Source organism: Microbacterium terregens (assembly GCF_039534975.1).
Taxonomy (GTDB): Bacteria; Actinomycetota; Actinomycetes; order Actinomycetales; family Microbacteriaceae; genus Microbacterium; species Microbacterium terregens.
On record NZ_BAAAWH010000001.1, the window covers coordinates 2,053,624 to 2,075,938 of the forward strand.

Sequence of the window (22,315 nt, forward strand, 5' to 3'; positions counted from 1 at the left end):
TGCGGTTCAGAGGGCGGGGAGCTCGGGAGTATCCACGGCCCCGCCGAAACGGCGATCACGATCCACGTACAACCGGATCGCGTTCCACAGGTCGACCCGGGTGAAATCCGGCCAGAGGGTGTCGAGGAACACGAACTCGGCGTAGGCCGATTCCCAGAGCAGAAAATTCGAGGTCCGCTGTTCGCCGCTCGATCGCACGAACAGATCGACGTCGGGCATGTCGGGCTGGTACAGCCGCTTCTGCAGGAGCTTCTCCGTGACCGCCGAGGGACGAAGGCGACCAGCGGCGATGTCCTCTCCGATCGACCGCACGGCGTCGACGATCTCCACCCGGCCGCCGTAGTTGACACACATGGTGAGAGTGAGCACGTCGTTGCCGGCGGTGAGGCGCTCGGCGTACTGCAGCTCCTTGATGACCGAGCCCCACAGCCGCGGTTTGCGACCCGACCAGCGCACCCGCACTCCCCATTCGTTGAGCTGATCCCTGCGCCGGTGCAGCACGTCGCGGTTGAAGCCCATGAGGAACCGGACCTCCTCGGGCGAGCGGGTCCAGTTCTCGGTAGAGAAGGCGTACACGCTCAGGTGCCGCACGCCGGCCTGGATGGCTCCGGCGACGACGTCCAGCAGTGCGGCCTCGCCGGCACGGTGTCCTTCGATCCGCGTCTGGCCGCGCCGGTTGGCCCAGCGGCCGTTGCCGTCCATCACGATGGCGACGTGGCCGGGGACCTTGCCCCGCGGGAACGGCGGTGGATACAGCCCCGTCCAGTCGATGGGCTTGTAGGCGACGGCATCGCGATGCGTGAACGGCTTCGGGCTCACGTCGCCGCCTCGACGTGCTGCAGAGAACGGATGCCGCGCTCGAGATGCCACTGCGCGTACGCTGCGATCAAGCCGGACGCCGAACCCCGGGTCGGGGCGGTTGCCGCGTCCACCACGGCCCACTCCCCCTCCATGAGCGCGACGAGCAGAGCCGAGGTGGGCAGGTCCACCCGCGCGGCTCCGACGGGTGCGCATGTGCGGCAGATCATGCCGCCGAGCTGGGCGACGAAGGTGTCATGCGGACCGACCGCGCCGCAGCGAGCGCAATCCGCGAGCCCGGGCGCCCAGCCCGAGAGCGCCATGGCACGCAGGAGGTAGGAGTCCAGGATGCTGCGGGGAACGTGCTCGCCGCGCGCGAGGGCCCGCAGGCCCCCGACGAGCAGGAGGTACTGCTGCGGAGTCGCCTCGGCCTCGTTGAGCCGATCGGCGGCTTCCACCATCGCGTTCGCGGACGTGAACCGGTCGTAGTGGACGGCGATGTCAGCACCGTACGAGCCGAGGGATTCTGCCTGCTGGACGATGTCGAGCGATCGACCTTCGTAGAGCAGGACGTCGGCGACCATGAAGGGCTCCAGACGTGCTCCGAACCGCGAGGAGGTGCGCCGCACACCTTTGGCCACGGCGCGGAGCTTGCCGTGCTTGCGGCTGAGCATGGTGAGGATGCGGTCCGCTTCACCCAGCTTGTGGGTGCGCAGGATCACGACCTCGTCGCGGAAGGTGGGCACCCCACAATTATGGTCGCCCGGTCCCCCACCCGGCTCCGCGCCGAGCCGGTGGGTCAAGGCTGATGCCTCGACCCGGCGGTGCACACGCGACGAGGTCTGACGGCATCCACAATGGAGGGATGGACGCGCCGCTCTTCACGATCCCGTTATGGGCCGATCTCGTCGCGGTGGGGCTCGGCGGTATTCAAGGGGCGCTTTTCGCTTCCGGGTTCCGCGGGCAGCGTCGTCTGGACCTGCTCGGCGTGGCGATCATCGGCATCGTGATGGGGATGGGCGGCGGCATCATCCGCGACATGCTGCTGAATCAGCCGCTGTCGACTCTGCAGAGCAACTGGTATCTGATCACGGCGACGGCCGCGGCGTTGATCGGGATGCTGCTGGCCGGGCCGCTGCGCAGAGTGAACGGCCTCATCGTCGGTCTCGACGCAGTCGTCATCGGCCTGTTCGGCGCGTTCGGCACGAGCAAGGCGCTCGGACTCGGCCTGCCGCTCGTGCCCGCGGTCTTCGTGGGGGTCTGCTCGGCCGTCGGCGGCGGCATACTGCGAGATGTGTTCATGGGTCTGCCGGTGGCGATCATGCACGTGGGGTCGCTCTATGCGGTCGCTGCTGCTGCGGGATGCTTCCTCCTCGCCGGGCTGGACGCGTTCGGCGTTCCGCTGGGCGCCGCAGCGATCGTCGGCGTCACCCTCACGGCCGTCATCCGCGTGCTCGCCGTGGTGTTCGACCTGTCTCTGCCTGAACAGCGAATGCTGTACCGCCGGAAGGTCGCCGCCGAGACCGGGGCGCTTCCGACCATCAAACCCTGACCGTCAGTGCGTGAAGGTCGACACCAGGCCCTCGGTCGGCATCGGGGATTCGAGCGCGTCCAGGTACGCGACCGCGTCGGCGATGTCGAGGACGAGACTCTCGGCCAGATTGCGGCTGAGACCGTTGCGCACCACGATCCGCTGCACCACGACGTCGGTCAGGTTGTCGGGCATCGGATACGCGGGGATCAACCAGCCCTTCAGACGCAGCCGTTCGGACAGGTGGTACAGGTTCCACTTGTCGGTGTACCCCTGCGTCAGCTGCCAGGCGAAGACGGGGATGTCCGTGCCGTCGTTCCACAGATCGAAGGCGGGCATCTTCGCGATCTCTCCCGCGAGATAGACCGCCACGTCCTGCGACGCCTTCTGCACTTTGTAGTATCCGTCCCAGCCCAGCCGGAGGAACAGGTAGTACTGGAGCAGCACCTGTGCGCCCGGCCGCGAGAAATTCAGCGCGAAGCTCGGCATGTGCCCGCCCAGGTAGGTGACGTCGAAGACGAGATCCTTCGGGAGGTCATCCACCGTGCGCCAGATCACCCAGCCCAGCCCCGGGTAGACCAACCCGTACTTGTGTGCGGAGGTGCTGATGGACACCACGCGCGGGACGCGGAAGTCCCAGGGCAGGTCGGGCTGGAGGAACGGCGCGATCATGCCTCCCGACGCGCCGTCCACGTGGATCGGAATGTCGAGACCCGTTTCGGCGTGGATGCGGTCGAGGGCCTCTGCGATCTTCGCGACCGGTTCGTACACGCCGGTGTAGGTCACACCCATGATCGCCACGACGCCGATCGTGTTCTCATCGATGTACTTCTCCAGCTCGAACCCGTCGAGGCATTTGTGCTCGTCGCTGATGGGGACGTAGCGAGGCTCGACGTCCCAGTAGTTGCAGAACTTCTCCCAGCACACCTGCACGGCGCTGGAGAGCACGAGATTCGGCTTCTCGGTCGACAGCCCGGCGGCTCGGCGCGCGTGCTGCCATCGGCGTTTGAGAGCGAGCCCCCCCAGCATGCAGGCCTCGGAGGAGCCGATCGTCGACGTGCCGATCGCCCCCTCCGCGTCCGGAGCGTTCCAGAGAGTCGCGAGCATCTTCCAGCACCGGGTCTCGATGGCGGCGGTCTGGGGATACTCGTCCTTGTCGACCATGTTCTTGTCGGCCGTCTCGGAGTAGAGCCGATCCGCGTGCGGATCCATCCAGGTTCCGACGAAGGTCGCGAGGTTCAGGCGCGAGTTGCCGTCGAGCATGGCCTCGTCGTGGACGACCTGATATGCCGTCTCGGGGAGCGACTCCGTCGGCGGGAGCATGTTCAGCGGGAAATCCGTCGCCTCGCCCGCGCGGGCGAAGAGCGGGTTGAGCTGATTCTGATGGCCCAGGCCGGAGAAGCCGTGCGTGGGCCCGGTGCGGGGCGCAGGGTCGGATGCGGTCGTCATGCGGCCCATGATATTGGGCGCGCGCTGCCGAGTGCGTCATGCTTTACGGGTGACGTTCGCCTCGACCGCGGCCCCTACGCTCGGGTCATGAGACCGGATCGCCGTGTCCGCCTGCGCCGGGAGGCGTGGGGTTTCGCCATCGGGTCGATCTTCTTCGCCGTCGGAGCTGTGCCGTTCTACGCGGATGCCGTCGGCGATGTGATCGCGAACCTGACATTCTTCGTCGGCGCGATCTTCTTCACCCTCGCCGCACTGATCCAACTGGCGCTGAGCGGACGGCGTCCGCCCCGCCGCGGCGGAACGCGCGCCAATCGTGCGGACTGGTGGGCGGCCGCCGTGCAGTTCGTCGGCACCCTCTTGTTCAACCTGAGCACCACCGCCGCGCTCATCACCGCGATGAACGTGACCACCCGCGTCGGCTCGGGGTGGCGTCCGGACGCGTGGGGATCGATCTGCTTCCTGGTCGCGAGCGCGTTCGCGGTGGTCGCGACGACCGACCGTGACGGCCTCTGGGATCCGAAAGCACGCAGCTGGCGGTGCACGTGGCTCAATATGGCCGGTTCGGTGTTCTTCGGACTATCGGCGATCGGTGCCTTCGTGATCCCGCAGACGTCGAATCCGGTGAGCCAGTTCTGGGCGAACGCCGGCACGTTCCTCGGTGCGCTGTGCTTCCTGGCCGCAGCCCTGCTCAGCCGACGCGACGACCCGGCCGGCGTCGCGTCGGCTCCTGCCGTCTAGACGACGGCGAGCTCGTCGGCAGACTCTTTCGTTCGGATCGCGCGGTTCACGCACGACACGATCGCCTTGAGCGACGCCGTCGAGATGTCCCCGTCGATGCCGACGCCCCAGAGGCGCTCACCCTCTACCTGGAGTTCGACGTAGGCGGCGGCCTGAGCGTCACCGCCCGCGCTGAGGGTGTGCTCGACATAGTCGTACAGCGACACGTCGAAGCCGCGCTCGCGCAGAATCTGCAGGAACGCCGCGATCGGTCCGTTGCCATGGCCGGCGGCTTCGACTCTGTCCTCGCCGTCCCGCAGCGAGACTTCCAGGGTCACATCGCCCGCGAGGTCGCTCTGAGTGCGCGTGGAGTGCAGCTCGAAGCGTCCCCAGCGTTCGTCGGCGACGGCGGCCGGCAGGTACTCGTCGGTGAAGATCCGCCAGATCTGATCACTGGTGACTTCGCCGCCGTCGGCATCGGTCTTGGCCTGAACGACTCCGGAGAACTCGATCTGCAGTCTGCGCGGCAGGTCCAGCGCGTGGTCGCTCTTCAGAAGATACGCGACCCCGCCCTTGCCGGATTGCGAGTTGACGCGGATGACGGCCTCGTACGAACGTCCCAGGTCCTTCGGGTCGATCGGCAGGTAGGGCACGGCCCACTCGAGCTCGTCCACCGAGACGCCCTCCGCCGCAGCCCGCGCATCCATCGCCTCGAACCCCTTCTTGATCGCATCCTGATGCGACCCGCTGAAGGCGGTGAAGACCAGGTCCCCGGCCCAGGGGCTACGCTCGTGCACGGGCAGCTGATTGCAGTACTCGGCGGTGCGCTTGACGTGATCGATGTCGCTGAAGTCGATCTGAGGATCGATCCCCTGCGTCAGCATATTGATGCCCAGAGCGACCAGGTCGACGTTCCCGGTTCGCTCACCGTTGCCGAACAAGCACCCTTCGATCCGGTCGGCCCCGGCCATGTAGCCGAGTTCGGCGGCGGCGACCGCTGTGCCGCGGTCGTTGTGCGGGTGCAGGGAGAGGATCACGTTCTCGCGGTGGGCGAGGTGACGGCTCATCCACTCGATCGAATCGGCGTACACGTTCGGCGTCGCCATCTCGACGGTCGCCGGCAGGTTGATGATGACCTTGCGCTCGGGTGTCGGCTCGAAGATCTCGATCACCTGGTTGCACACGTCCACAGCGAATTCGAGCTCGGTGCCGGTGTAGCTCTCGGGCGAGTACTCGTAGTACACCTTCGTGTCGGGAATGCGCTGCTCGAACTGGCGGCACAGGCGCGCACCGTCCAGGGCGATGTCGATGACGCCCTGCTTGTCGGTGCGGAACACCACGTCGCGCTGCAGAATGCTCGTGGAGTTGTACAGATGGACGATCGCCTGCTTCGCGCCGGCGATCGACTCGTACGTGCGCTCGATCAGGTGTTCACGCGACTGCGTCAGCACCTGGATGGTGACGTCGTCGGGAATGGCGTCATCTTCGATGAGATGGCGCACGAAATCGAAGTCCGTCTGGCTGGCCGAAGGGAAGCCGACTTCGATCTCCTTGTAGCCCATGCCCACCAGCAGATCGAACATGATCCGCTTGCGCTCGGGGCTCATCGGGTCGATGAGCGCTTGGTTTCCATCGCGCAGATCGACGGCGCACCAGCGCGGCGCGGCGGTGATACGGGCGTCGGGCCACGTGCGATCGGGCAGATGAACCGCGATCTGCTCGTGGTAGGGCCGGTACTTGTGGATCGGCATGCCCGAAGGCGTCTGATTGTTGTCCATGTTCGTCGCTTGCTCTCTCGTCAGATGAGGCGGGCCAACACCAAGCTCCGCGACGAGGAGGGCCCTAGATCGAGGACTCGTCGCGGCGGCTAAGAAGGAGCCGGCCGAAGCGCATAGCAAAAGGTTACACCCGCGGTCTGCGCGCTCGCGAATCTCGGACTCGGGGGGCTGCGCGGTCACGGGAGGCGGCGCGCAGAACAGCGGGCCGCTCTCAGAACCCCAGGCGCCCCAGCTGTTTGGGGTCGCGCTGCCATTCCTTTGCGACCCGTACGTGCAGAGACAGGTAGACGCGGGAACCGATGAGCGGCTCGATCCCGGCCCGTGACCGGGCGCCGACGCTTGCCAGCCGTGAGCCCTTGTGACCGATGATGATCGCCTTCTGACTGTCGCGCTCCACCACGATGTCCGCGAAGATGTCGGTCAGGTCGGAGTCCTCGCGCTGCGCGATGTCCTGCACGACGACGGCGATCGAGTGCGGAAGCTCGTCGCGGACGCCCTCCAGGGCAGCCTCGCGGATGATCTCCGCGATGCGGTCATCGGTGGACTCGTCCGTGACGACTCCCGCGGGGTACAGCGCGGGTCCGGTCGGCATCAACGACAGCAGCTCGCGCGTCAGCACGTCCAGCTGCTGGTTGGTCAGCGCCGAGAGAGGAATCACGGCATCCCAGTCGTCGCGCAGGGCATCGACTTCGAGCAGCCGTTCGGTGATCTGCTCCCGGGATGCGGCATCCGTCTTGGTCACGATCGCGACCTTCTTCGCGCGGCGGTACCCGTCGAGGGACTGCGCGATCCGGCGGTCTCCGGGGCCGACCTTCTCGGTGGAGGGCACACAGAAGCCGATGACGTCCACGTCGCCCAGCACCTGCTCCACGAGGTGATTGAGCCGTTCGCCCAGAAGGGTGCGGGGTCGGTGGATGCCGGGGGTGTCCACGATCACGAGTTGACCGTCCGGTCTGTTGAGGATGCCGCGGATCGCCCGGCGGGTGGTCTGCGGCTTGTCGCTGGTGATCGCGACCTTCTCGCCGACCAGGGCGTTGGTCAAGGTCGACTTGCCGACGTTCGGGCGACCGACGAAGGTGACGAAGCCGGACCGGAAATCGGGTCCTGACCTGAATTCGGAGGTTCGCGCCGACTCGGGGTCGGCCGGGGCCTCTGCGGGCTCGCTGGGCATCATTCGCCTCTCTTGGCGCCGCTCTTGGCGACGCCGATCTCGCCGGTGCGCGGGAAGCGACCGCCGTTGACTTCGTCCGCGGCGCGGGACGGCGCGCTCCGTTCCACGAACACGGTCGCCAGGCCCCGACCCCGGCCGCGCGACGCGCCCCCGGTCAGTACCAGTCCCCCGTACTCCGCCGTCGCGCCGGGCTGCGGCACGCGGCCGAGAGCCTTTCCGAGCAGACCGCCGACCGAGTCGACGTCTTCGTCCTCGAGCTCGAGTCCGAACAGGTCACCGACCTCGTCCAGCCCGAGCCGCGCGCTGACCCGGTACTTGCCCGGTTCGAGCTCCACCACCTCATCGGCACGCGGGTCGTACTCGTCCGAGATGTCTCCGACCAGCTCTTCGATGAGATCCTCCAGCGTCACGAGCCCGGACACGCCGCCGTACTCGTCCACGACGAGGCAGACATGCACCGCTTCGCGCTTCATCTGCTGCAGCAGCGTCTCGGCCTTCATCGACTCGGGCACGAAGACGGCCGGACGCGCGATGCGACTGATCGGCGCATCGCGCCAGCCGGCTTCGTCTCGGAAGCCGAACTGCACGAGATCCTTCAAATACAGGACACCCACGACATCGTCGGCGTCGTCGTCGACGATCGGAATGCGTGAGACGCCCTTCTCGAGGAAAGTCGTCATCGCCTCGCGCGTCGAGGCCGCCGCGTCCACGGTGACCATGTCGGTGCGGGGCACCATCACCGCTCGCACGAACGTGTCGGTGAAGTCGAACACCGAGTGGATGAGCTCGCGATCGTCCTCTTCGATGAGGTCGTTCTCGGTCGCTTCATCGATGATGCTCAGCAGCTGCTCTTCGGAGGCGAACGACGAGCCGCGGGCGACGCCGGGGGTCACCCGGTTGCCGAGCGCGACGAGTCCGTGCGCCAGCGGTCCGAGGAGGATGCGCACCCCGCGGATGACCGGAGCCGCGCTGCGCAGCAGCCCTTTCGCGTGCTGGCGTCCGACCGTGCGCGGGCTGGCACCCACCACCACGAAAGAGACCCCGGTCATGATGACCACGGCCGCCAGCATCGCCCACCAGATGTTCTCGAACAGGATCGTGAAGGCGACCGTCACGAGCACGGCGGCGCCTGTCTCGGCGAGGATGCGGATGAACACGACCGCGTTGGCGTGGGCGTCGGGATCGATCGCGATCTTCCGCAGCGCTGCGGCGTTGCGTCCGTTCTCACCCAGCTCCGCGAGATCGGCGCGAGAGGTGACGCTCATGGCCGCATCGATCGCGACCATCAGAGCGCCGAACGCGATCAGCAGGACCGCGGCGACGAGGAGCAGTGCTGCGGTCATGCGCGCCGTCGTCGCTCGGCGACGTGGAAACTCATGATCAGGTCGTTCTGCAACGCGAACATCTCGCGCTTGTCCTCGGGCTCGGCATGGTCGAAGCCGAGCAGATGCAGGAGGCCGTGGGTGGTGAGCAGGATCAGCTCGTCCACCGTGGAGTGCTTGGCGGACACAGCCTGCGTCTCGGCGACCTGAGGACACAGCACGATGTCGCCCAGCAGCCCTGCCGGGGTCGGCATCTCCTCGGTGCCGGGGCGCAGTTCGTCCATCGGGAAGCTCAGGACGTCCGTCGGACCGGGCTCGTCCATCCACTGGACGTGCAGCGCCTCCATCGCACCTTCGTCCACCAGAAGGATGGCCACGTCGGCGTCAGCACTCACGTGCAGTTCGGCGAAATTGTGCTCCATCAGTCGAAGCAGCACGGTCTCATCGACCGCGAAGCCGGACTCGTTGCCGATCTCGATCGTCATGACCGGCCCCGCTTGGGAAAGTGATCCCGAGGGCCGGCGGACCGCACGCCACCGTGCCGCTCGGCGCGGTTGGCGAACTCGGACGCCTCATCCCGTTCACGACGGGTAGCGAGGCGGCGTTCGTCGTACTCGGTGTAGGCGTCGACGATGCGGCCGACCAGGTTGTGGCGCACGACGTCCTCACTGGTGAGATAGGCGAAGTGGATGTCCTCGACGCCGTTGAGCACACGGGTGACCAGGCGCAGCCCCGAGGCGCCCTGCGGAAGATCGATCTGCGTGATGTCGCCCGTGACGACCATGCGGGTGCCGAACCCCAGGCGGGTGAGGAACATCTTCATCTGTTCCGGGGTCGTGTTCTGCGCCTCGTCCAAGACGACGAACGAGTCGTTCAGCGTCCGTCCACGCATGTAGGCAAGGGGTGCGACCTCGATGGTGCCGCTCGCCATCAGCTTGGGCAGGAGCTCAGGATCCATCATCTCGTTGAGGGCATCGTAGAGGGGCCGCAAGTACGGGTCGATCTTGTCGTTGAGGGTGCCGGGCAGGAAGCCGAGCCGTTCGCCGGCCTCGACCGCGGGGCGGGTCAGGATGATTCGGCTGACCTCCTTGCGCTGGAGCGCCTGCACGGCCTTGGCCATGGCCAGATACGTCTTGCCGGTGCCCGCGGGGCCGATCCCGAAGACGATCGTGTTCTCTTCGATCGCGTCGACGTACGACTTCTGTCCGAGGGTCTTCGGCCGGATGATGCGTCCCCGCGAGGACAGGATGGCCTCGCCCAGCACTTCGGAGGGGCGCGGGCCGCCCTCGGATTGGAGGATCCGGTTGGACGAGGAGACATCGGAGGGTCCGAGCGCGTGGCCGGCCTTGGTCATGGCCAAGAGCTCCTCGACGAGGCCGCGCGCGGCGGCGACGGCCGCGGCGTCCCCGGTCAAGGTGATCTCGTTGCCGCGCACGTGCACGTCGACCGCGGGGTGCTCGCGCTCCACCACTCGCAGCAGCCGGTCCTGGGGGCCCAGAAGTTGAACCATCGCGACCCCGTCCGCGTACAGGCGTTCCACGGCGGTCTCGTCGGATTCGTCAGCCACCGAGGCTCGATTCGGTCAGGTCGCCGGACAGCACATGTCCGTGGACGTGGAAAACGGTCTGGCCCGCGCCGGAGCCCGTGTTGAAGACCAGGCGGAAATCGCCGCCCGCATGCTCCGCGGCAACGGAGTTCGCCAGGCCGATCAGCTCGGCAAGCAGGTCGGGATCCCCCGCAGCGAGCTCAACCACGTTGCGGTACTCGCCGGATTTCGGGATGACCAGGAGGTGCACCGGCGCGCGGGGGGCGATGTCTCGGATCGCGAACGCGTTCTCCGTCTCGGCGATGATCTCGGAGGGGATCTCGCCCTTGAGGATGCGGGTGAAGATCGACGGTTCGCTCATCGGACCAGTCTACCGGCGGCCCATTCCCTGCGGCGGGCGCTCACCAGCGGCCGAGCGCGGCGTTGACGACCGCCAACGCGGCAGGACCGGCGGTCGAGGTGCGCAGCACGGTGTCCCCCAGCCGCGCCACGGTCGCTCCGCTGCGTTGGAAGAGCAGCAGCTCGTCCGGGGCGATGCCGCCTTCGGGCCCGACGACGAGGATCACCTCGCGCGTCTCGGCCGGGTCGATGCCGATATCGGTCAGACGCACATCTGCAGAGGGTGCGAGCACCACGACACGGGATGCCGCGGCCCGCAACGCCAGACCGGCGGCCGTCGCCAGCGGCGTGACATCCGGCAGCCACGCACGGTGCGCCTGCTTGGCCGCTTCGCGCACGATCGCCGCCCACCGGTTGCGTCCCTTATCGGCCTTGGCCGAGTCCCACCGCGAAACGCTGCGGGCAGCCTGCCACGGAACGATCTCGTCGACTCCGAGCTCGGTCGCGGCCTGGACCGCGAGTTCGTCCCGATCGCCTTTGGCCAGCGCTTGCGCGAGCACGATGCGAGGCGACGAAGCCGGGATCTCGGTCCGCGCCGTGATCCGCACGACGACCTCGTGCGGCGACACTGCTTCGCACTCCCCCGTGAGCCATGTGCCCCGCCCGTCGCCGACCGTCACGTCCTCGCCGATGCGCACTCGGCGCACCGACGCCGCGTGATGCGCCTCGGCGCCGGTCAGGACGATCGTGCCACCGGCCTGCACATCCACCGCGCCGTTCTGGACCGTGTCCGACGGCAGCAGGAAGTGGAGGGCCATGGCGTCAGCCGTTCCGGAAGCGGTCGCGCAGCTTCGCGAACAGCCCCTGGTGGAATTCCGCGAGTCGCGGCGGCGGGGACTTGGTCCGCTTTGCGAACTCCTCGACCAGGGCGCGCTCCTTCGCGTCGAGTCGAGTGGGGGTGACGACGTGAACGCCGACGCGGAGGTCGCCACGCTGTGTGCCGCGAAGAGGAGTGATGCCGCGACCCTTGATCGTCAGGACATCGCCGCCCTGTACGCCTGCGCGGATCTCCAAGTCGACCGGTCCGTCGAGTGACTCGATGGTGGTGGTGGTTCCGAGGATGGCATCGGGCATCGACACTTCGAGCGTGGCGAGCAGGTCGTCACCGTCACGGCTGAACTCCTCGTCGGGAGAGACGGTGACCTCGATGTAGAGGTCTCCGTTCGGTCCGCCGGCGGGGCCGACCTCGCCGGATCCGGGAAGCTGCAGGCGCAGACCCGTCTCCACCCCTGCGGGGATGTCGAGGGAGACCGTGCGTCGGGCACGAACGCGGCCCTGACCCTGGCAGGTGGCGCACGGGTAGGGAATCGTCGTGCCGTACCCCTGGCAGGACCCGCAGGGCTGGCTGGTGACGACGTTGCCCAGGAGGCTCCGCACGGTCCGTTGCACATGGCCCGAACCGTGGCAGATGTCGCACGTGACGGGAGAGGTGCCGGGCTGGGTGCACGATCCGTGGCACGTGTCGCACAGCACCGCCGTGTCGACATCGATGTCGCGATGGACGCCGAACACGACGTCCTTCAGATCGAGGGTCACCCGGACCAGCGCGTCCTGTCCGCGCTCGCGACGGGACCGCGGCCTTCCGGCCCGCTGGCCGCCGCCGGACCCGAAGAACGTCTCGAAGATGTCCCCGAAGCCCCCGAAGCCCTGGGCGCCGCCACCGAACGGCGATTCGTTTCCGCCCACGTCATAACGCGCCCGCTGATCCGGGTCGCTCAGGACGTCGTACGCGTGGGTCACGAGCTTGAACTGCTCGGACGCATCATCCCCCGGGTTGACATCGGGATGAAGCTGTCGTGCAAGACGCCGGTACGCCTTCTTTATCTCATCCGCAGTCGCATCGCGCGCGACTCCGAGGACCTCGTAGTGGTCGACCACAAATTGCCTTCCTGCCCGCGCAGAGCGCGGGATCGTCTGATTCCGGATGCCGCGTCAGCGGGCACTCTCGTCTTCGTCGAGCATCCGGGTGAGATAACGCGCGACGGCACGCACCGCCGCGAAGTTCGTCGGGTAGTCCATCCGCGTGGGGCCGAGCAGACCCACGCGGGCTCGAGCGCCGGTCGCGTCGTACTCGCTTGCCACGACCGAGGCCTCGCCCAGGCCGAAAGGCTCGTTCTCGCGTCCGATGCTGGCAGCCAGACCGTGGTCGTCGGCGACCATCTCGCTCATCAGCTTCATGAGCGTGACCTGCTCCTCGATGGCCTCGAGCAGCGGGTAGATGCTTCCGCGAAAATCGGACTCGCTCCGAGCCAGGTTGGCCGCGCCGGCCATCACGAGCCGGTCGTGACGGAACTCCTCGAGCTCTTCGGCGAGGACCCGCACGATCGCCTCGGTCGCGACATCCTGAGGGGACTGCACGGCGTCCTGCCGTGCGAGGCGCTCTTCGACACGCTGGGCGCCTTCACGCACAGGTCTGCCCACGAGCAGCGTGGCGACATCGGTGCGCACTCGTGCCAGATCGTCATCGTCGAACTCGTCGCGCACGAACGCGAGCCGTTGCGATACCCGGCCGGTGTCGGTGACCAGGATCACGAGCATGCGCCCGCCCCCGAGCTGCACGAGCTCGACGTGTGAGATCGTCGCCCGCGCGAAAGAGGGGTACTGCACGATGGCGACCTGGCCGGTCAGCTGAGTCAGGGCGCGTACCGTCCGCACGAGCACGTCATCGAGGTCGCCGGGCCCGTCGAGGAAGGCCGAGATCGCGCTGCGCTGAGCCGGCGACAGTGGACGCACCTCGGCGAGATGGTCGACGAAAACGCGATAGCCCTTGTCGGTGGGTATGCGCCCCGACGACGTGTGCGGCGCCGCGATGAGCTCTTCGTCCTCCAGCAGGGCCATGTCGTTGCGGATCGTCGCGGCGGACACCCCGAAGGCGTGACGCTCGACGATGGCCTTGCTGCCGACGGGTTCACGTGTGTCGACGAAGTCCTGCACGATCGCCCGCAGCACCTGCAGGCCTCGATCGGTGACCATTTCGCCTCCCTACGCGCTCACGGCCGAATTGGCACTCCCACGAACTGAGTGCCAATTCTACCGGATCGTCGAGGACGGGAGCGGGAGGCTCGTCAGTCCGTGAGCGCGCGCACCACGGCGTCCGCAAGCAGACGACCCTGGCGGGTCAGGACGACGCGGCCGTGCACCGCCGCCGAGCCCTCGATCAGACCATCGGCGATCAGGGCAGCGATCGCGTGCCGTCCCTCCCCCCGCAGTTCGGAGATCGGCAGACCCTCACGGACCCGGGTGCGCAGCAGAACGCTCTCCAGAGCGCTGGCCGCGGCATCCGGTCGTTCGCGTGCCGCCGCGGGAGACTCGCCGGCCGCCAGTCGCTGCGCGTACGCGGCGGGGTGCTTCACGTTCCAGAACCGCACGCCGGCGATGTGGCTGTGGGCGCCGGGACCGAAACCCCACCAATCCGCACCTTGCCAGTACGCCATGTTGTGACGCGATCGGTGCGCCGCGTCACGGGCCCAGTTGGACACTTCGTACCACTCGTAGCCGGCGCTGCCCAGAAGGTCGTCCGCGAGCTCGTACATGTCCGCTTGAAGGTCGTCGTCCGGCGTAACCACTTCGCCACGACGGATCTGGCGGGCGAGCTTGGTGCCCTCCTCCACTATCAGCGCATACGCGGAGATGTGATCCGGCTCGAGGAGGACAGTCGCCTCGAGGGAGGTGCGCCAGTCTTCCAGCGATTCGCCCGGGGCGCCGTAGATCAGATCCAGGCTCACATCCAGTCCCGCGCCGCGCGCGGCCTCGACCGCGGTGCGGACGTTGGCGGGTGCGTGGGTGCGATCCAGCGCCGCCAGAACGTGCGGGACCGCCGACTGCATGCCGATGGACAGCCGGGTGACCCCGGCGGCAGCGAGCGCCGTCGCGGTCGCGTCGGTCACGGTGTCGGGGTTGGCCTCGACGCTCACCTCGGCATCCGGCTGGACACCGAACGCGGCGCGAACACCGTCGAGCATGCGCGCCAGGTCGCCGGGGGGCAGCAGCGTCGGTGTGCCGCCGCCGAAGAACACGGTGGCGGCGGGCCGGATCGGCCCGATGTCGGAAAGCACGTGCCGGGCGTGCTGCACCTCACGCAGGAGGGTGTCGGCGTACTGGTCCTGGCGCGCACCGCGCAGCTCGTCCGCGGTGTACGTGTTGAAATCGCAGTACCCGCATCGCACACGGCAGAACGGCACGTGGAGATACACCCCGAATTGCGCTGTCGGGTCGATCGCGACCTCAAGCGACCCGTCCCGCGGCACGGGCTCACCGAGCGGGAGCGCCGAGCCCATCAGGGAGTCGTGTACAGCGGCGAGATCGCGCGGAGGTAGCGCGTGAACAGCTCACGACGCCGGCGCCGGACCAGCCGCGGGAAGACGCGGTACAGCAGCGCGGAGGGCGCATCGAAGGCGCGCACGGTGAACCACACCTCATCGTTGTCGTACCACTGCACCATGAAGGACTCTTCGCCGCTGACGACCGAGTCACCGACCGTGCCCAGCGCGAACCCGACCCGCCGCGGCTCCTCGATCGAGAAGATGACCCGCAACTCCGCGTCCGCACTCATCCCGCGGATGCGACCGTCGACGCGGACGGTGGTCCCGGGGCCGACGTAGGGCGTTCCGTCCGAGTCGAAGCGCTGATCGGCCTCGAGCTTGCTCGGCGCGAGCGGATGGCCTTCTGCGTCGAAGCTCACACCGGAGTACATCGGTCCCGCGGCAGGACGCACATCGCTCAGCTCGAGACCTGCGCCGCGCTGGGCACCCCACGACAGGAGCGCGTCGCCCGCGCTCTCGAACCGCGCCTGGCCGCTGCCGATCCGCCACGACTCCTCCGCGGGCAGGCTTCGCTCGGGCGGGTAGTGCATCAGATCTGCCGCCTGGGTCGCCCCGACGGCGGCATAGTCGACCGTCTCGTCCCTGAAGGTGCCGCGGCGCATGGATTCCAGCCTACTTCGGGTTCCTGAAGGCGCGATCGGATGCCACCAGGAACTACTTCTTGTCTTTGGTCTCGGTGTCCCCCGACAGCGCGGCGATGAACGCCTCCTGAGGGACTTCGACGCGGCCGACCATCTTCATGCGCTTCTTGCCCTCCTTCTGCTTCTCGAGGAGCTTGCGCTTGCGGGTGATGTCGCCGCCGTAGCACTTGGCCAGCACGTCCTTGCGCATGGCCCTGATCGACTCACGTGCGATGATGCGGGCGCCGATCGCCGCCTGGATCGGCACCTCGAACTGCTGGCGCGGGATGAGCTTCTTCAGTCGCTCCGTCATGAGGACGCCGTATGCGTACGCCTTGTCGCGGTGCACGATCGCGCTGAACGCGTCGACGGGCTCGCCTTGCAGCAGGATGTCGACCTTGACCAGGTCGGCCGCCTGGTCTCCGCTGGGCTCATAGTCGAGTGAGGCGTAGCCGGCCGTCTTGGACTTCAAGTGGTCGAAGAAGTCGAAGACGATCTCGCCGAGCGGGATCGTGTAGCGGATCTCGACACGGTCCTCACCGAGATACTCCATGCCCAGGAGCGTGCCTCGGCGGGATTGGCACAGTTCCATGATCGTGCCGACATAGTCCTTCGGCGCGAGGATCGCGGCCTTGACCATCGGCTCGGTCACGCTCGCGATCTTCGTACCGGACGGGAATTCGCTGGGGTTCGTGACGGTGTAGGTCGTGCCGTCATCGGTGGTCACCTCGTAGGTGACCGACGGCGCCGTCGAGATGAGGTCAAGACCGAATTCGCGTTCGAGGCGCTCCGAGACGATCTCCAGGTGCAGCAGGCCCAGGAACCCGCAGCGGAATCCGAAGCCGAGCGCCACCGAGGTCTCGGGCTCGTAGTTGAGGGAGGCATCCGAGAGCTTCAGCTTGTCGAGGGCCTCGCGAAGCACCGGGTAGTCGCTGCCGTCGATCGGGTAGAGGCCGGAGAAGACCATCGGCTTCGGATCGGTGTACCCGGGCAGCGCGTCTTTCGAGGGCTTGGCGGCGCTGGTGACGGTGTCACCGACCTTGGATTGACGGACGTCCTTCACTCCGGTGATGAGGTAGCCCACCTCGCCCACGCCGAGGCCCCTGGTCGGCGTCGGTTCGGGAGACGAGACGCCGATCTCGAGCAGTTCGTGCACGGCACGGGTGGACATCATCTGAATCCGCTCGCGGGGACTGAGAGAACCGTCGATCATCCGCACGTAGGTGATCACGCCGCGATACGAGTCGTAGACCGAGTCGAAGATCATCGCGCGCGTCGGCGCGCTCGGATCGCCCTGAGGGGCCGGGATCTGCCGTACGACCTGATCGAGCAGCTCCTCCACGCCCATGCCGGTCTTGCCGCTGACCCGCAGCACATCCTCGGGCTTGCCGCCGATGAGGCTGGCAAGCTCCCTGGCGTACTTCTCGGGATCGGCGGCCGGCAGGTCGATCTTGTTCAGCACCGGGATGATCTGCAGATCGTTCTCAAGGGCGAGATAGAGGTTCGCCAGCGTCTGTGCCTCGATGCCCTGGGCCGCATCCACCAGCAGGATCGCGCCCTCGCAGGCGGCCAGCGAACGGCTGACCTCGTACGTGAAGTCGACGTGGCCCGGGGTGTCGATCATGTTCAATGCGTGCGTGACACCGTCGAGCTGCCACGGCATCCGTACCGCCTGGCTCTTGATCGTGATGCCGCGCTCACGTTCGATGTCCATGCGATCGAGGTACTGTGCCCGCATATCGCGGTCGGAGACCACACCGGTCATCTGCAGCATGCGGTCGGCGAGGGTCGACTTGCCGTGATCGATGTGAGCGATGATGCAGAAGTTGCGTATCAGCTCCGGCGGGGTCGCGGACGGCTCGAGTGAGTTCAGGGCGCGCGGTGACATATGGGGCCATTCTACGGCCCGATCGCGCCACGATCTCTCCCCGGCACCGCGAACCCTGCCCCGAACAGTGCGCGGACCGCACGCGGGTCCGGCAATATCCTGGGCGGATGGTCGTTCAGGTCGTGTTCGTGCATGGCATCCGGACCTCTGCAACGATGTGGCGCGCGCAGGTGGCTGCCCTTCAGGCCCGCGGAAACCCGGCCAATGCGCTGGACCTGCCCGGTCATGGCAGCCGGATGTCCGAGGAGTTCACGCTCGCATCGGCGTTCGCGACCATCGACGCGGCGGTCAGAGATGCCGCGACCCGCGGGCCGGTGCTGCTCGTCGGGCATTCGATGGGCGGACTCCTGTGCATCGAATACGCCGGTCGGAAGGAGGCCCCGCCCGTCGCGGGGTTCGTCGCCGCGTCGTGCACCTCCATTCCCCGCGGTCTCGGTCTGAGCACCTACCGCGTGCTCGCACGCGGTTTCGACTCTCTCCCCGATCGCGGAATGTGGTTCACGAATCGGATGCTGGATAAGACGCTCCCTCCCGAGACCCGCGCCGATTTCGGCGCCGGCGGGTACGCGTTCGATACCCAGGACACCGCGCTGCGGAGCCTGTCCGTGCTGGATCTGCTCGGGGCGCTGGCGCGGATCACCGTCCCACTCTGGTTCGTCAACGGGCAGTACGACCAGCTTCGACTGAATGAGAGGCTGTTCCAGCGGATCGCGCCGCACGCCGAGCTGATCGTGGTGCCGCGGACGAGCCATCTCGTCAGCGCGATGCGGCCTCGGGTCTTCAATGCTCTGCTCGCCCTCGCGATCACGACGATCGAACAGACCTGATAGACTCGGTGATCGGCTTGCGTGTGGGTTCATTCCCTCACGACCGTCGTGCGACAGCCCTCTTCTGTCACTCGACACTTCAGATCGATTCCTCCGAACGAAAGACCGTCGTCAAACGTGGCAAACATCAAGTCGCAGATCAAGCGCAACAAGACCAACGACAAGGCGCATGAGCGCAACAAGGCCGTGAAGAGCGAGCTGCGCACGCAGGTGCGTCGCACCCGCGAGGCCATCGCCGCCGGTGACAAGGCCGCCGCCGAGAAGGCTCTCGCGAAGGCGACCAAGAAGCTCGACAAGGCAGCCAGCAAGGGTGTCATCCACGCGAACCAGGCCGCGAACCGCAAGTCGTCCATGGCGAAGCAGGTCGCTTCACTCTGACGCAGGTCGCGGCGCTCTGAGCGCAGCTTTCACGACAAGCCCGTCCCTTCGGGGGCGGGCTTTCGTCTTGTCCGCTACTCACGGCGCTGACGCGCCTACTCGGAACCGCCCTTCGATACGGCGCTTACGCGCCTACTCAGGAACCGTACGGTGCCTTGGTGGCGATGACGGTGATCAGGCGCTCCAGCGCGAAGATGCTGTCTCGCGAGCCGCCTTTGACCTCGGCATCCGCGCGCGCGGCGGCCTGGATCGCAATCCCGAGCGACGCGTCGGACCACCCGGAGAGATCGCGGCGGGCGCGGTCGACCTGCCAATCCTTCAGCCCGAGTCGGGCGGCGAGGGCCGACGAAGACTCCCGATTGCCGGCGACCCGTGCCATCGTCCGCAGTTTGGAGGCGATGGCCGCGACCAGCGGCACCGGGTCGGCGCCGGATGCGAGGGCGTGGCGCAGCGAGACCAGCGCGTCTCCATAGCGGCCCGCGATCGCGGTGTCGGCCACCGCGAACGCCGAGGTCTCCACCCGCCCCCCGTAATACCGCTCCACCACCGCCTCGGTCACGTCGCCCGGCACATCCGAGATGAGCTGCTGGCACGCGGCAGCGAGCTCCGTGAGGTCATCCGCGAAAGCCGAGACGAGCGTGCGCAGCGCCCCCGGTGCAATGCGCTTGCGCGCGGCGGAGAACTCACCTGCCGCGAAGTCGAACCGGTCGGAGTCGCGCTTCACGGCGGGGCAGGCGATCTCGATCCCGCCGCCCTGACCGGCACGGACGGCATCGAGGAGCTTCTTGCCGCGGACGGAGGCTCCGGTGTGGCGGAGCACGACCGTCGCGCCGTCCTGCGGTACCGCGAGGTAGGACACCGCCTCGGCAAGGAACGCGTCGGAGCACTTCTCGACACCGGTGACCCGGACGAGGCGCGGCTCACCGAACAGCGACGGCGAAGTCACCGCCAGCAGGGTGCCCACCTCGTAGTCGTCCGCGCGCAGATCCGTGACCTCGAGGCTCGGGTCCTCGGCGCGCAGGTATTCGCGGATCCCCGCGATGGCCCGCTCGGCACAGATCTCCTCAGGGCCGGAGACCAGCACGATCGGCGCCGGTTGCGGCGCGCGCCAGGACACCTGCGGGATGGTCGTCCGCGCCCGGCTCGCGGGGGTTCGTCGCGCGCTCGTCGCCATCCCCCCAGCCTACCCAGCGGCTGGGACGTCGCCTCCGCGCTCGCGCCACACCAGCAGAGCCCGACCGGCACGCCATATCGCGATCAGTCCTGCGCGGTCGGTGCGTGCAATCCGCGCCCCGAGCCCGCTCAGGACGTCCAGGATCTCTGAGCGAGGATGCCCGTACGTATTCTGACCCACCGTGACCAGGGCGACCGCGGGCTCGGCGACGCCGTACAGGCGGGGGTCTTGATCGGCGCTCCCGTGGTGGGCGACCTTCACCAGGTCGTACGGCGGGGCCAACGCGTCCGAGGCGACGAGGGCGCTCTGCGGAGAGGCGGAGAGGTCGCCGAGGAAGAGCGCGGCGGGCACGCCCCCACCGCGCACGTCCAGGACGACGCTCGCGTCGTTGCCTTCCGCGAACGCGTGGCTGCGCGGAGGGGGCCAGAGTACGCGCCACCGGGCATCGCCGAGGGTCCCGGTCAGATGCGCGCGGGCAGGCACCGTCCGCGCACCGGCACTCTCCAGGCGGGAGAGCACCGCCGCGGCCGCGGGCGATTCCGCCGGACCGTGCAGAGCTGTTCCGACGCGCCCGAGGACCGCCGCCACACCCCCCACGTGGTCGAGGTCGAAGTGAGTCAGTACGAGCAGGTCGATGCGCTGCACGCCGGCGCGCGACAGGCACTCCTCCAGGCGGGCCGGATCCGGGCCGACGTCCACCAGCGCCACCGCCCCCGCGGAGCGGAGCAGTACGGCATCGCCCTGTCCCACATCGCACGCGAGGACAGTCCACGACGAAGGCAAGGTCCAGACTCCGGCAGCCGTCGCGAGGGCGGCTCCGCCTGCCGCGACCCCCGTCACGACCGCCAGCAGCAGAGCACAGACGCGGCGCAGCCCGCGGAAGAGTCCGGATCCCGCCGGTGGGACTGCCACCATGATCCCGATCGCGGTGCTGGTGAGGGTCAGGGAGAGCACGCCCGGCCAGCCCTCCCACCATGGGAGCTGGCCGCCCGGAAGCGCACTGAACGTGGTCGCGGTCCCGGCGATCCAGGACGCCGGAAGCCAGGCGATCGCGGTCAGGCCGGACTGCACCCACGGCAGTGGGGCTGTCAAGCATGCGATCAACCCGACGACCGTCGCGAACGGTGCCGCGGGCGCGGCCAGAAGGTTGGCCACCACCCCGTAAAGCGGAACGCTCGGGGTGATCGCCACCAGCAGGGGGCCGCAGGCCAGCTGCGCTGCGAGCGGCACCGACAGCGCGAGCGCCAGGGCGCGCGGCATCCATCGCGCCAGTCCGGTCGCGAGCGGCCGGGCGAACAGCAGAAGCGAGGCGGTGGCAACCGTGGACAACGCGAAACCCAGCGACGCCGCCAGCCAGGGATCAGCGATCAGCAGCGCGGTGACCGCGAGCGAGAGCACGGCCATGCCGACGCCCGTGCGACCGAGCAGGACGCCCAGCATGGCGATGCCGGCCATCGCGCCCGCCCGGACGACACTCGGCTCGGGGGTGACCAGCAGAATGAAGCCGATCAGCGCCGCCGAGCCGGCTCCGATCCGCGTGCGACGCGATCCGCCGGCGGCCGCGGCGGCGGCGAAGGCGAGGCCGACGACGATCGCGCAGTTCGCCCCCGAGACCGCGGTCAGATGCGAGAGCGAGGACCGCTTCATCGCCGCGTCCAGCTCCCCCGACACCGCGGATGTATCGCCGACCGCCAGACCCGCGATCAGCCCCGCGCCGGGCGGCGGCAGTCCCGCCGCGGAGCGCACGAGACTGCGCCGCAGCTCGGAGGCGACGGCGAGCACCCCCTGCGGCGACGTGAGCACGTGCACCCCGCGCGAGGCCGTCACCGTGAGGACCGCGCGATCGCCCGGTGGTGCGGCACGGGCGGTCCCGCGCACCTCGACGGTGGACCCGACATCCAGCCGCCGCGGGTGGTCGACCTCTGCGGGCTGCGCACGGACGGTGATGTCGATGTGCACGGCGTCGGCGACCGATCCGGTGGCGATGCGCGTCGCGACCGCATCGAACGCCCACTCGCCGGTGACCCGCGTTTCCACCTTTCCTACGACCGTGGCGCCGAGAACCACGGCTCTGCCGCCGCCGAGACCGAAGCGTCCCGCTTCGTCGCGGGCCGGTTGCGCGAACGCGACATGGGATGCCGCTCCCGCAGCCGCAGCGAGGACGAGCGTCACGATCACCGCCGCCCGTGCCCGTCGTCGGCGCCGTACGGCGGATCCGCGGCGGCGCCGAGCGATCGAGAGCACGACCCCCAGCATCGCCAGACACGCGGCCCACAGCGTCAGCGCAGCGGGTGCGGCCGACGCGGGGAAGAAGGTCGTACTCACCGCCGACACCCATGCGGCGCCGGTCACCGGAACGAGCCGGATATGCGTCAGCCGTCGCGCACCGGTCACC

At 68.2% G+C, this 22,315-nt stretch carries 21 protein-coding genes; 4 read left to right on the top strand and 17 right to left on the bottom strand.

What is annotated here, in order from left to right; all coding sequences use genetic code 11:
- Positions 1 to 6: 6 nt before the first annotated feature.
- Together ABD655_RS09395 and recO are read right to left on the bottom strand one after the other, a co-directional pair.
- A complete protein-coding gene (locus tag ABD655_RS09395; protein WP_344713447.1) occupies positions 7 to 819 on the bottom strand; it encodes an isoprenyl transferase in 813 nt (270 codons plus the stop codon).
- On the bottom strand, positions 816 to 1,544 hold the full coding sequence (gene recO / locus ABD655_RS09400) for a DNA repair protein RecO (protein ID WP_344713448.1): 729 nt from the start codon (positions 1,542 to 1,544) through the stop codon (positions 816 to 818). Before recO ends, ABD655_RS09395 begins: the two co-directional genes overlap by 4 nt.
- Positions 1,545 to 1,663: 119 nt before the next feature.
- On the opposite strand from recO, the gene ABD655_RS09405 reads away from it, so the two are divergent.
- Positions 1,664 to 2,350 (top strand): trimeric intracellular cation channel family protein, encoded by a 687-nt coding sequence (locus ABD655_RS09405; protein WP_344713449.1) that lies wholly within the window; start codon positions 1,664 to 1,666, stop codon positions 2,348 to 2,350.
- A 3-nt stretch (positions 2,351 to 2,353) separates the two neighbouring features.
- Here ABD655_RS09405 and gad read toward each other — a convergent pair whose 3' ends face one another.
- Positions 2,354 to 3,778 (bottom strand): glutamate decarboxylase, encoded by a 1,425-nt coding sequence (gene gad / locus ABD655_RS09410; protein WP_344713451.1) that lies wholly within the window; start codon positions 3,776 to 3,778, stop codon positions 2,354 to 2,356.
- 87 nt (positions 3,779 to 3,865) lie between these two features.
- Between gad and ABD655_RS09415 the strand changes: the two genes are divergently transcribed.
- Entirely contained in the window at positions 3,866 to 4,516 is a 651-nt protein-coding gene (locus tag ABD655_RS09415; RefSeq protein ID WP_344713453.1) for a hypothetical protein, read from the top strand.
- Here ABD655_RS09415 and leuA read toward each other — a convergent pair.
- The 12 genes from leuA to lepA form a co-directional block, all read right to left on the bottom strand.
- On the bottom strand, positions 4,513 to 6,273 hold the full coding sequence (leuA, locus tag ABD655_RS09420; protein ID WP_344713455.1) for a 2-isopropylmalate synthase: 1,761 nt from the start codon (positions 6,271 to 6,273) through the stop codon (positions 4,513 to 4,515). The genes ABD655_RS09415 and leuA overlap by 4 nt on opposite strands.
- Positions 6,274 to 6,484: 211 nt before the next feature.
- Complete coding sequence (gene era / locus ABD655_RS09425) at positions 6,485 to 7,444, bottom strand: GTPase Era (RefSeq protein WP_344713457.1); 960 nt, start codon at positions 7,442 to 7,444, stop codon at positions 6,485 to 6,487.
- Positions 7,444 to 8,787, bottom strand: coding sequence for a hemolysin family protein (locus tag ABD655_RS09430; RefSeq protein ID WP_344713459.1), 1,344 nt, complete (start codon positions 8,785 to 8,787; stop codon positions 7,444 to 7,446). Before ABD655_RS09430 ends, era begins: the two co-directional genes overlap by 1 nt.
- Positions 8,784 to 9,251: an rRNA maturation RNase YbeY gene (gene ybeY, locus ABD655_RS09435; RefSeq protein WP_344713461.1), complete on the bottom strand. Its 468-nt coding sequence runs from the start codon at positions 9,249 to 9,251 to the stop codon at positions 8,784 to 8,786. Before ybeY ends, ABD655_RS09430 begins: the two co-directional genes overlap by 4 nt.
- On the bottom strand, positions 9,248 to 10,276 hold the full coding sequence (locus ABD655_RS09440; RefSeq protein ID WP_344715786.1) for a PhoH family protein: 1,029 nt from the start codon (positions 10,274 to 10,276) through the stop codon (positions 9,248 to 9,250). The genes ybeY and ABD655_RS09440 overlap by 4 nt, the downstream gene beginning before the upstream one ends.
- A 49-nt stretch (positions 10,277 to 10,325) precedes the next feature.
- Positions 10,326 to 10,673, bottom strand: a complete 348-nt coding sequence (locus tag ABD655_RS09445) for an HIT domain-containing protein (protein WP_344713463.1) — start codon at positions 10,671 to 10,673, stop codon at positions 10,326 to 10,328.
- A 40-nt stretch (positions 10,674 to 10,713) separates the two neighbouring features.
- The gene (locus tag ABD655_RS09450; RefSeq protein WP_344713464.1) at positions 10,714 to 11,469 is read right to left on the bottom strand and encodes a 16S rRNA (uracil(1498)-N(3))-methyltransferase; all 756 of its coding nucleotides are present in this window, start codon (positions 11,467 to 11,469) and stop codon (positions 10,714 to 10,716) included.
- Positions 11,470 to 11,473: 4 nt separating this feature from the next.
- Positions 11,474 to 12,589, bottom strand: a complete 1,116-nt coding sequence (dnaJ, locus tag ABD655_RS09455; protein WP_344713465.1) for a molecular chaperone DnaJ — start codon at positions 12,587 to 12,589, stop codon at positions 11,474 to 11,476.
- Between the two features lie 54 nt (positions 12,590 to 12,643).
- Positions 12,644 to 13,684: a heat-inducible transcriptional repressor HrcA gene (hrcA, locus tag ABD655_RS09460; RefSeq protein WP_344713467.1), complete on the bottom strand. Its 1,041-nt coding sequence runs from the start codon at positions 13,682 to 13,684 to the stop codon at positions 12,644 to 12,646.
- 92 nt (positions 13,685 to 13,776) lie between these two features.
- Positions 13,777 to 14,988: a radical SAM family heme chaperone HemW gene (gene hemW / locus ABD655_RS09465; RefSeq protein ID WP_344713468.1), complete on the bottom strand. Its 1,212-nt coding sequence runs from the start codon at positions 14,986 to 14,988 to the stop codon at positions 13,777 to 13,779.
- Positions 14,988 to 15,635, bottom strand: coding sequence for a DUF1990 domain-containing protein (locus tag ABD655_RS09470; RefSeq protein ID WP_344713470.1), 648 nt, complete (start codon positions 15,633 to 15,635; stop codon positions 14,988 to 14,990). Before ABD655_RS09470 ends, hemW begins: the two co-directional genes overlap by 1 nt.
- Positions 15,636 to 15,687: 52 nt before the next feature.
- On the bottom strand, positions 15,688 to 17,541 hold the full coding sequence (gene lepA / locus ABD655_RS09475; protein ID WP_344713471.1) for a translation elongation factor 4: 1,854 nt from the start codon (positions 17,539 to 17,541) through the stop codon (positions 15,688 to 15,690).
- Between the two features lie 107 nt (positions 17,542 to 17,648).
- On the opposite strand from lepA, the gene ABD655_RS09480 reads away from it, so the two are divergent.
- Positions 17,649 to 18,368: an alpha/beta fold hydrolase gene (locus ABD655_RS09480; RefSeq protein ID WP_344713473.1), complete on the top strand. Its 720-nt coding sequence runs from the start codon at positions 17,649 to 17,651 to the stop codon at positions 18,366 to 18,368.
- Between the two features lie 117 nt (positions 18,369 to 18,485).
- Positions 18,486 to 18,746: a 30S ribosomal protein S20 gene (gene rpsT, locus ABD655_RS09485; protein ID WP_344713475.1), complete on the top strand. Its 261-nt coding sequence runs from the start codon at positions 18,486 to 18,488 to the stop codon at positions 18,744 to 18,746.
- A gap of 136 nt (positions 18,747 to 18,882) precedes the next feature.
- On the opposite strand, the gene holA is transcribed toward rpsT, so the two are convergent.
- Both holA and ABD655_RS09495 read right to left on the bottom strand, forming a co-directional pair.
- Positions 18,883 to 19,920 carry a DNA polymerase III subunit delta gene (gene holA, locus ABD655_RS09490; protein WP_344713477.1) on the bottom strand — a complete coding sequence of 346 codons (1,038 nt, stop codon included), beginning with the start codon at positions 19,918 to 19,920 and terminating at the stop codon, positions 18,883 to 18,885.
- 9 nt (positions 19,921 to 19,929) lie between these two features.
- Positions 19,930 to 22,272, bottom strand: a complete 2,343-nt coding sequence (locus tag ABD655_RS09495) for a ComEC/Rec2 family competence protein (RefSeq protein ID WP_344713478.1) — start codon at positions 22,270 to 22,272, stop codon at positions 19,930 to 19,932.
- Between the last annotated feature and the right edge of the window lie 43 nt (positions 22,273 to 22,315).

What these genes read in the sequence shown, in the direction of transcription:
- gad (WP_344713451.1), bottom strand. Translation starts at nt 3,778, where the DNA reads ATGACGACCGCATCCGACCCTGCGCCCCGCACCGGGCCCACGCACGGC.
- ABD655_RS09450 (WP_344713464.1), bottom strand. Translation starts at nt 11,469, where the DNA reads ATGGCCCTCCACTTCCTGCTGCCGTCGGACACGGTCCAGAACGGCGCG.
- holA (WP_344713477.1), bottom strand. Translation starts at nt 19,920, where the DNA reads ATGGCGACGAGCGCGCGACGAACCCCCGCGAGCCGGGCGCGGACGACC.
- ABD655_RS09440 (WP_344715786.1), bottom strand. Translation starts at nt 10,276, where the DNA reads ATGGTTCAACTTCTGGGCCCCCAGGACCGGCTGCTGCGAGTGGTGGAG.
- ABD655_RS09480 (WP_344713473.1), top strand. Translation starts at nt 17,649, where the DNA reads ATGGTCGTTCAGGTCGTGTTCGTGCATGGCATCCGGACCTCTGCAACG.
- ABD655_RS09430 (WP_344713459.1), bottom strand. Translation starts at nt 8,787, where the DNA reads ATGACCGCAGCACTGCTCCTCGTCGCCGCGGTCCTGCTGATCGCGTTC.
- era (WP_344713457.1), bottom strand. Translation starts at nt 7,444, where the DNA reads ATGCCCAGCGAGCCCGCAGAGGCCCCGGCCGACCCCGAGTCGGCGCGA.
- hrcA (WP_344713467.1), bottom strand. Translation starts at nt 13,684, where the DNA reads ATGGTCACCGATCGAGGCCTGCAGGTGCTGCGGGCGATCGTGCAGGAC.
- ABD655_RS09445 (WP_344713463.1), bottom strand. Translation starts at nt 10,673, where the DNA reads ATGAGCGAACCGTCGATCTTCACCCGCATCCTCAAGGGCGAGATCCCC.
- hemW (WP_344713468.1), bottom strand. Translation starts at nt 14,988, where the DNA reads ATGGGCTCGGCGCTCCCGCTCGGTGAGCCCGTGCCGCGGGACGGGTCG.
- ABD655_RS09415 (WP_344713453.1), top strand. Translation starts at nt 3,866, where the DNA reads ATGAGACCGGATCGCCGTGTCCGCCTGCGCCGGGAGGCGTGGGGTTTC.
- ABD655_RS09470 (WP_344713470.1), bottom strand. Translation starts at nt 15,635, where the DNA reads ATGCGCCGCGGCACCTTCAGGGACGAGACGGTCGACTATGCCGCCGTC.
- lepA (WP_344713471.1), bottom strand. Translation starts at nt 17,541, where the DNA reads ATGTCACCGCGCGCCCTGAACTCACTCGAGCCGTCCGCGACCCCGCCG.
- ABD655_RS09405 (WP_344713449.1), top strand. Translation starts at nt 1,664, where the DNA reads ATGGACGCGCCGCTCTTCACGATCCCGTTATGGGCCGATCTCGTCGCG.
- leuA (WP_344713455.1), bottom strand. Translation starts at nt 6,273, where the DNA reads ATGGACAACAATCAGACGCCTTCGGGCATGCCGATCCACAAGTACCGG.
- ybeY (WP_344713461.1), bottom strand. Translation starts at nt 9,251, where the DNA reads ATGACGATCGAGATCGGCAACGAGTCCGGCTTCGCGGTCGATGAGACC.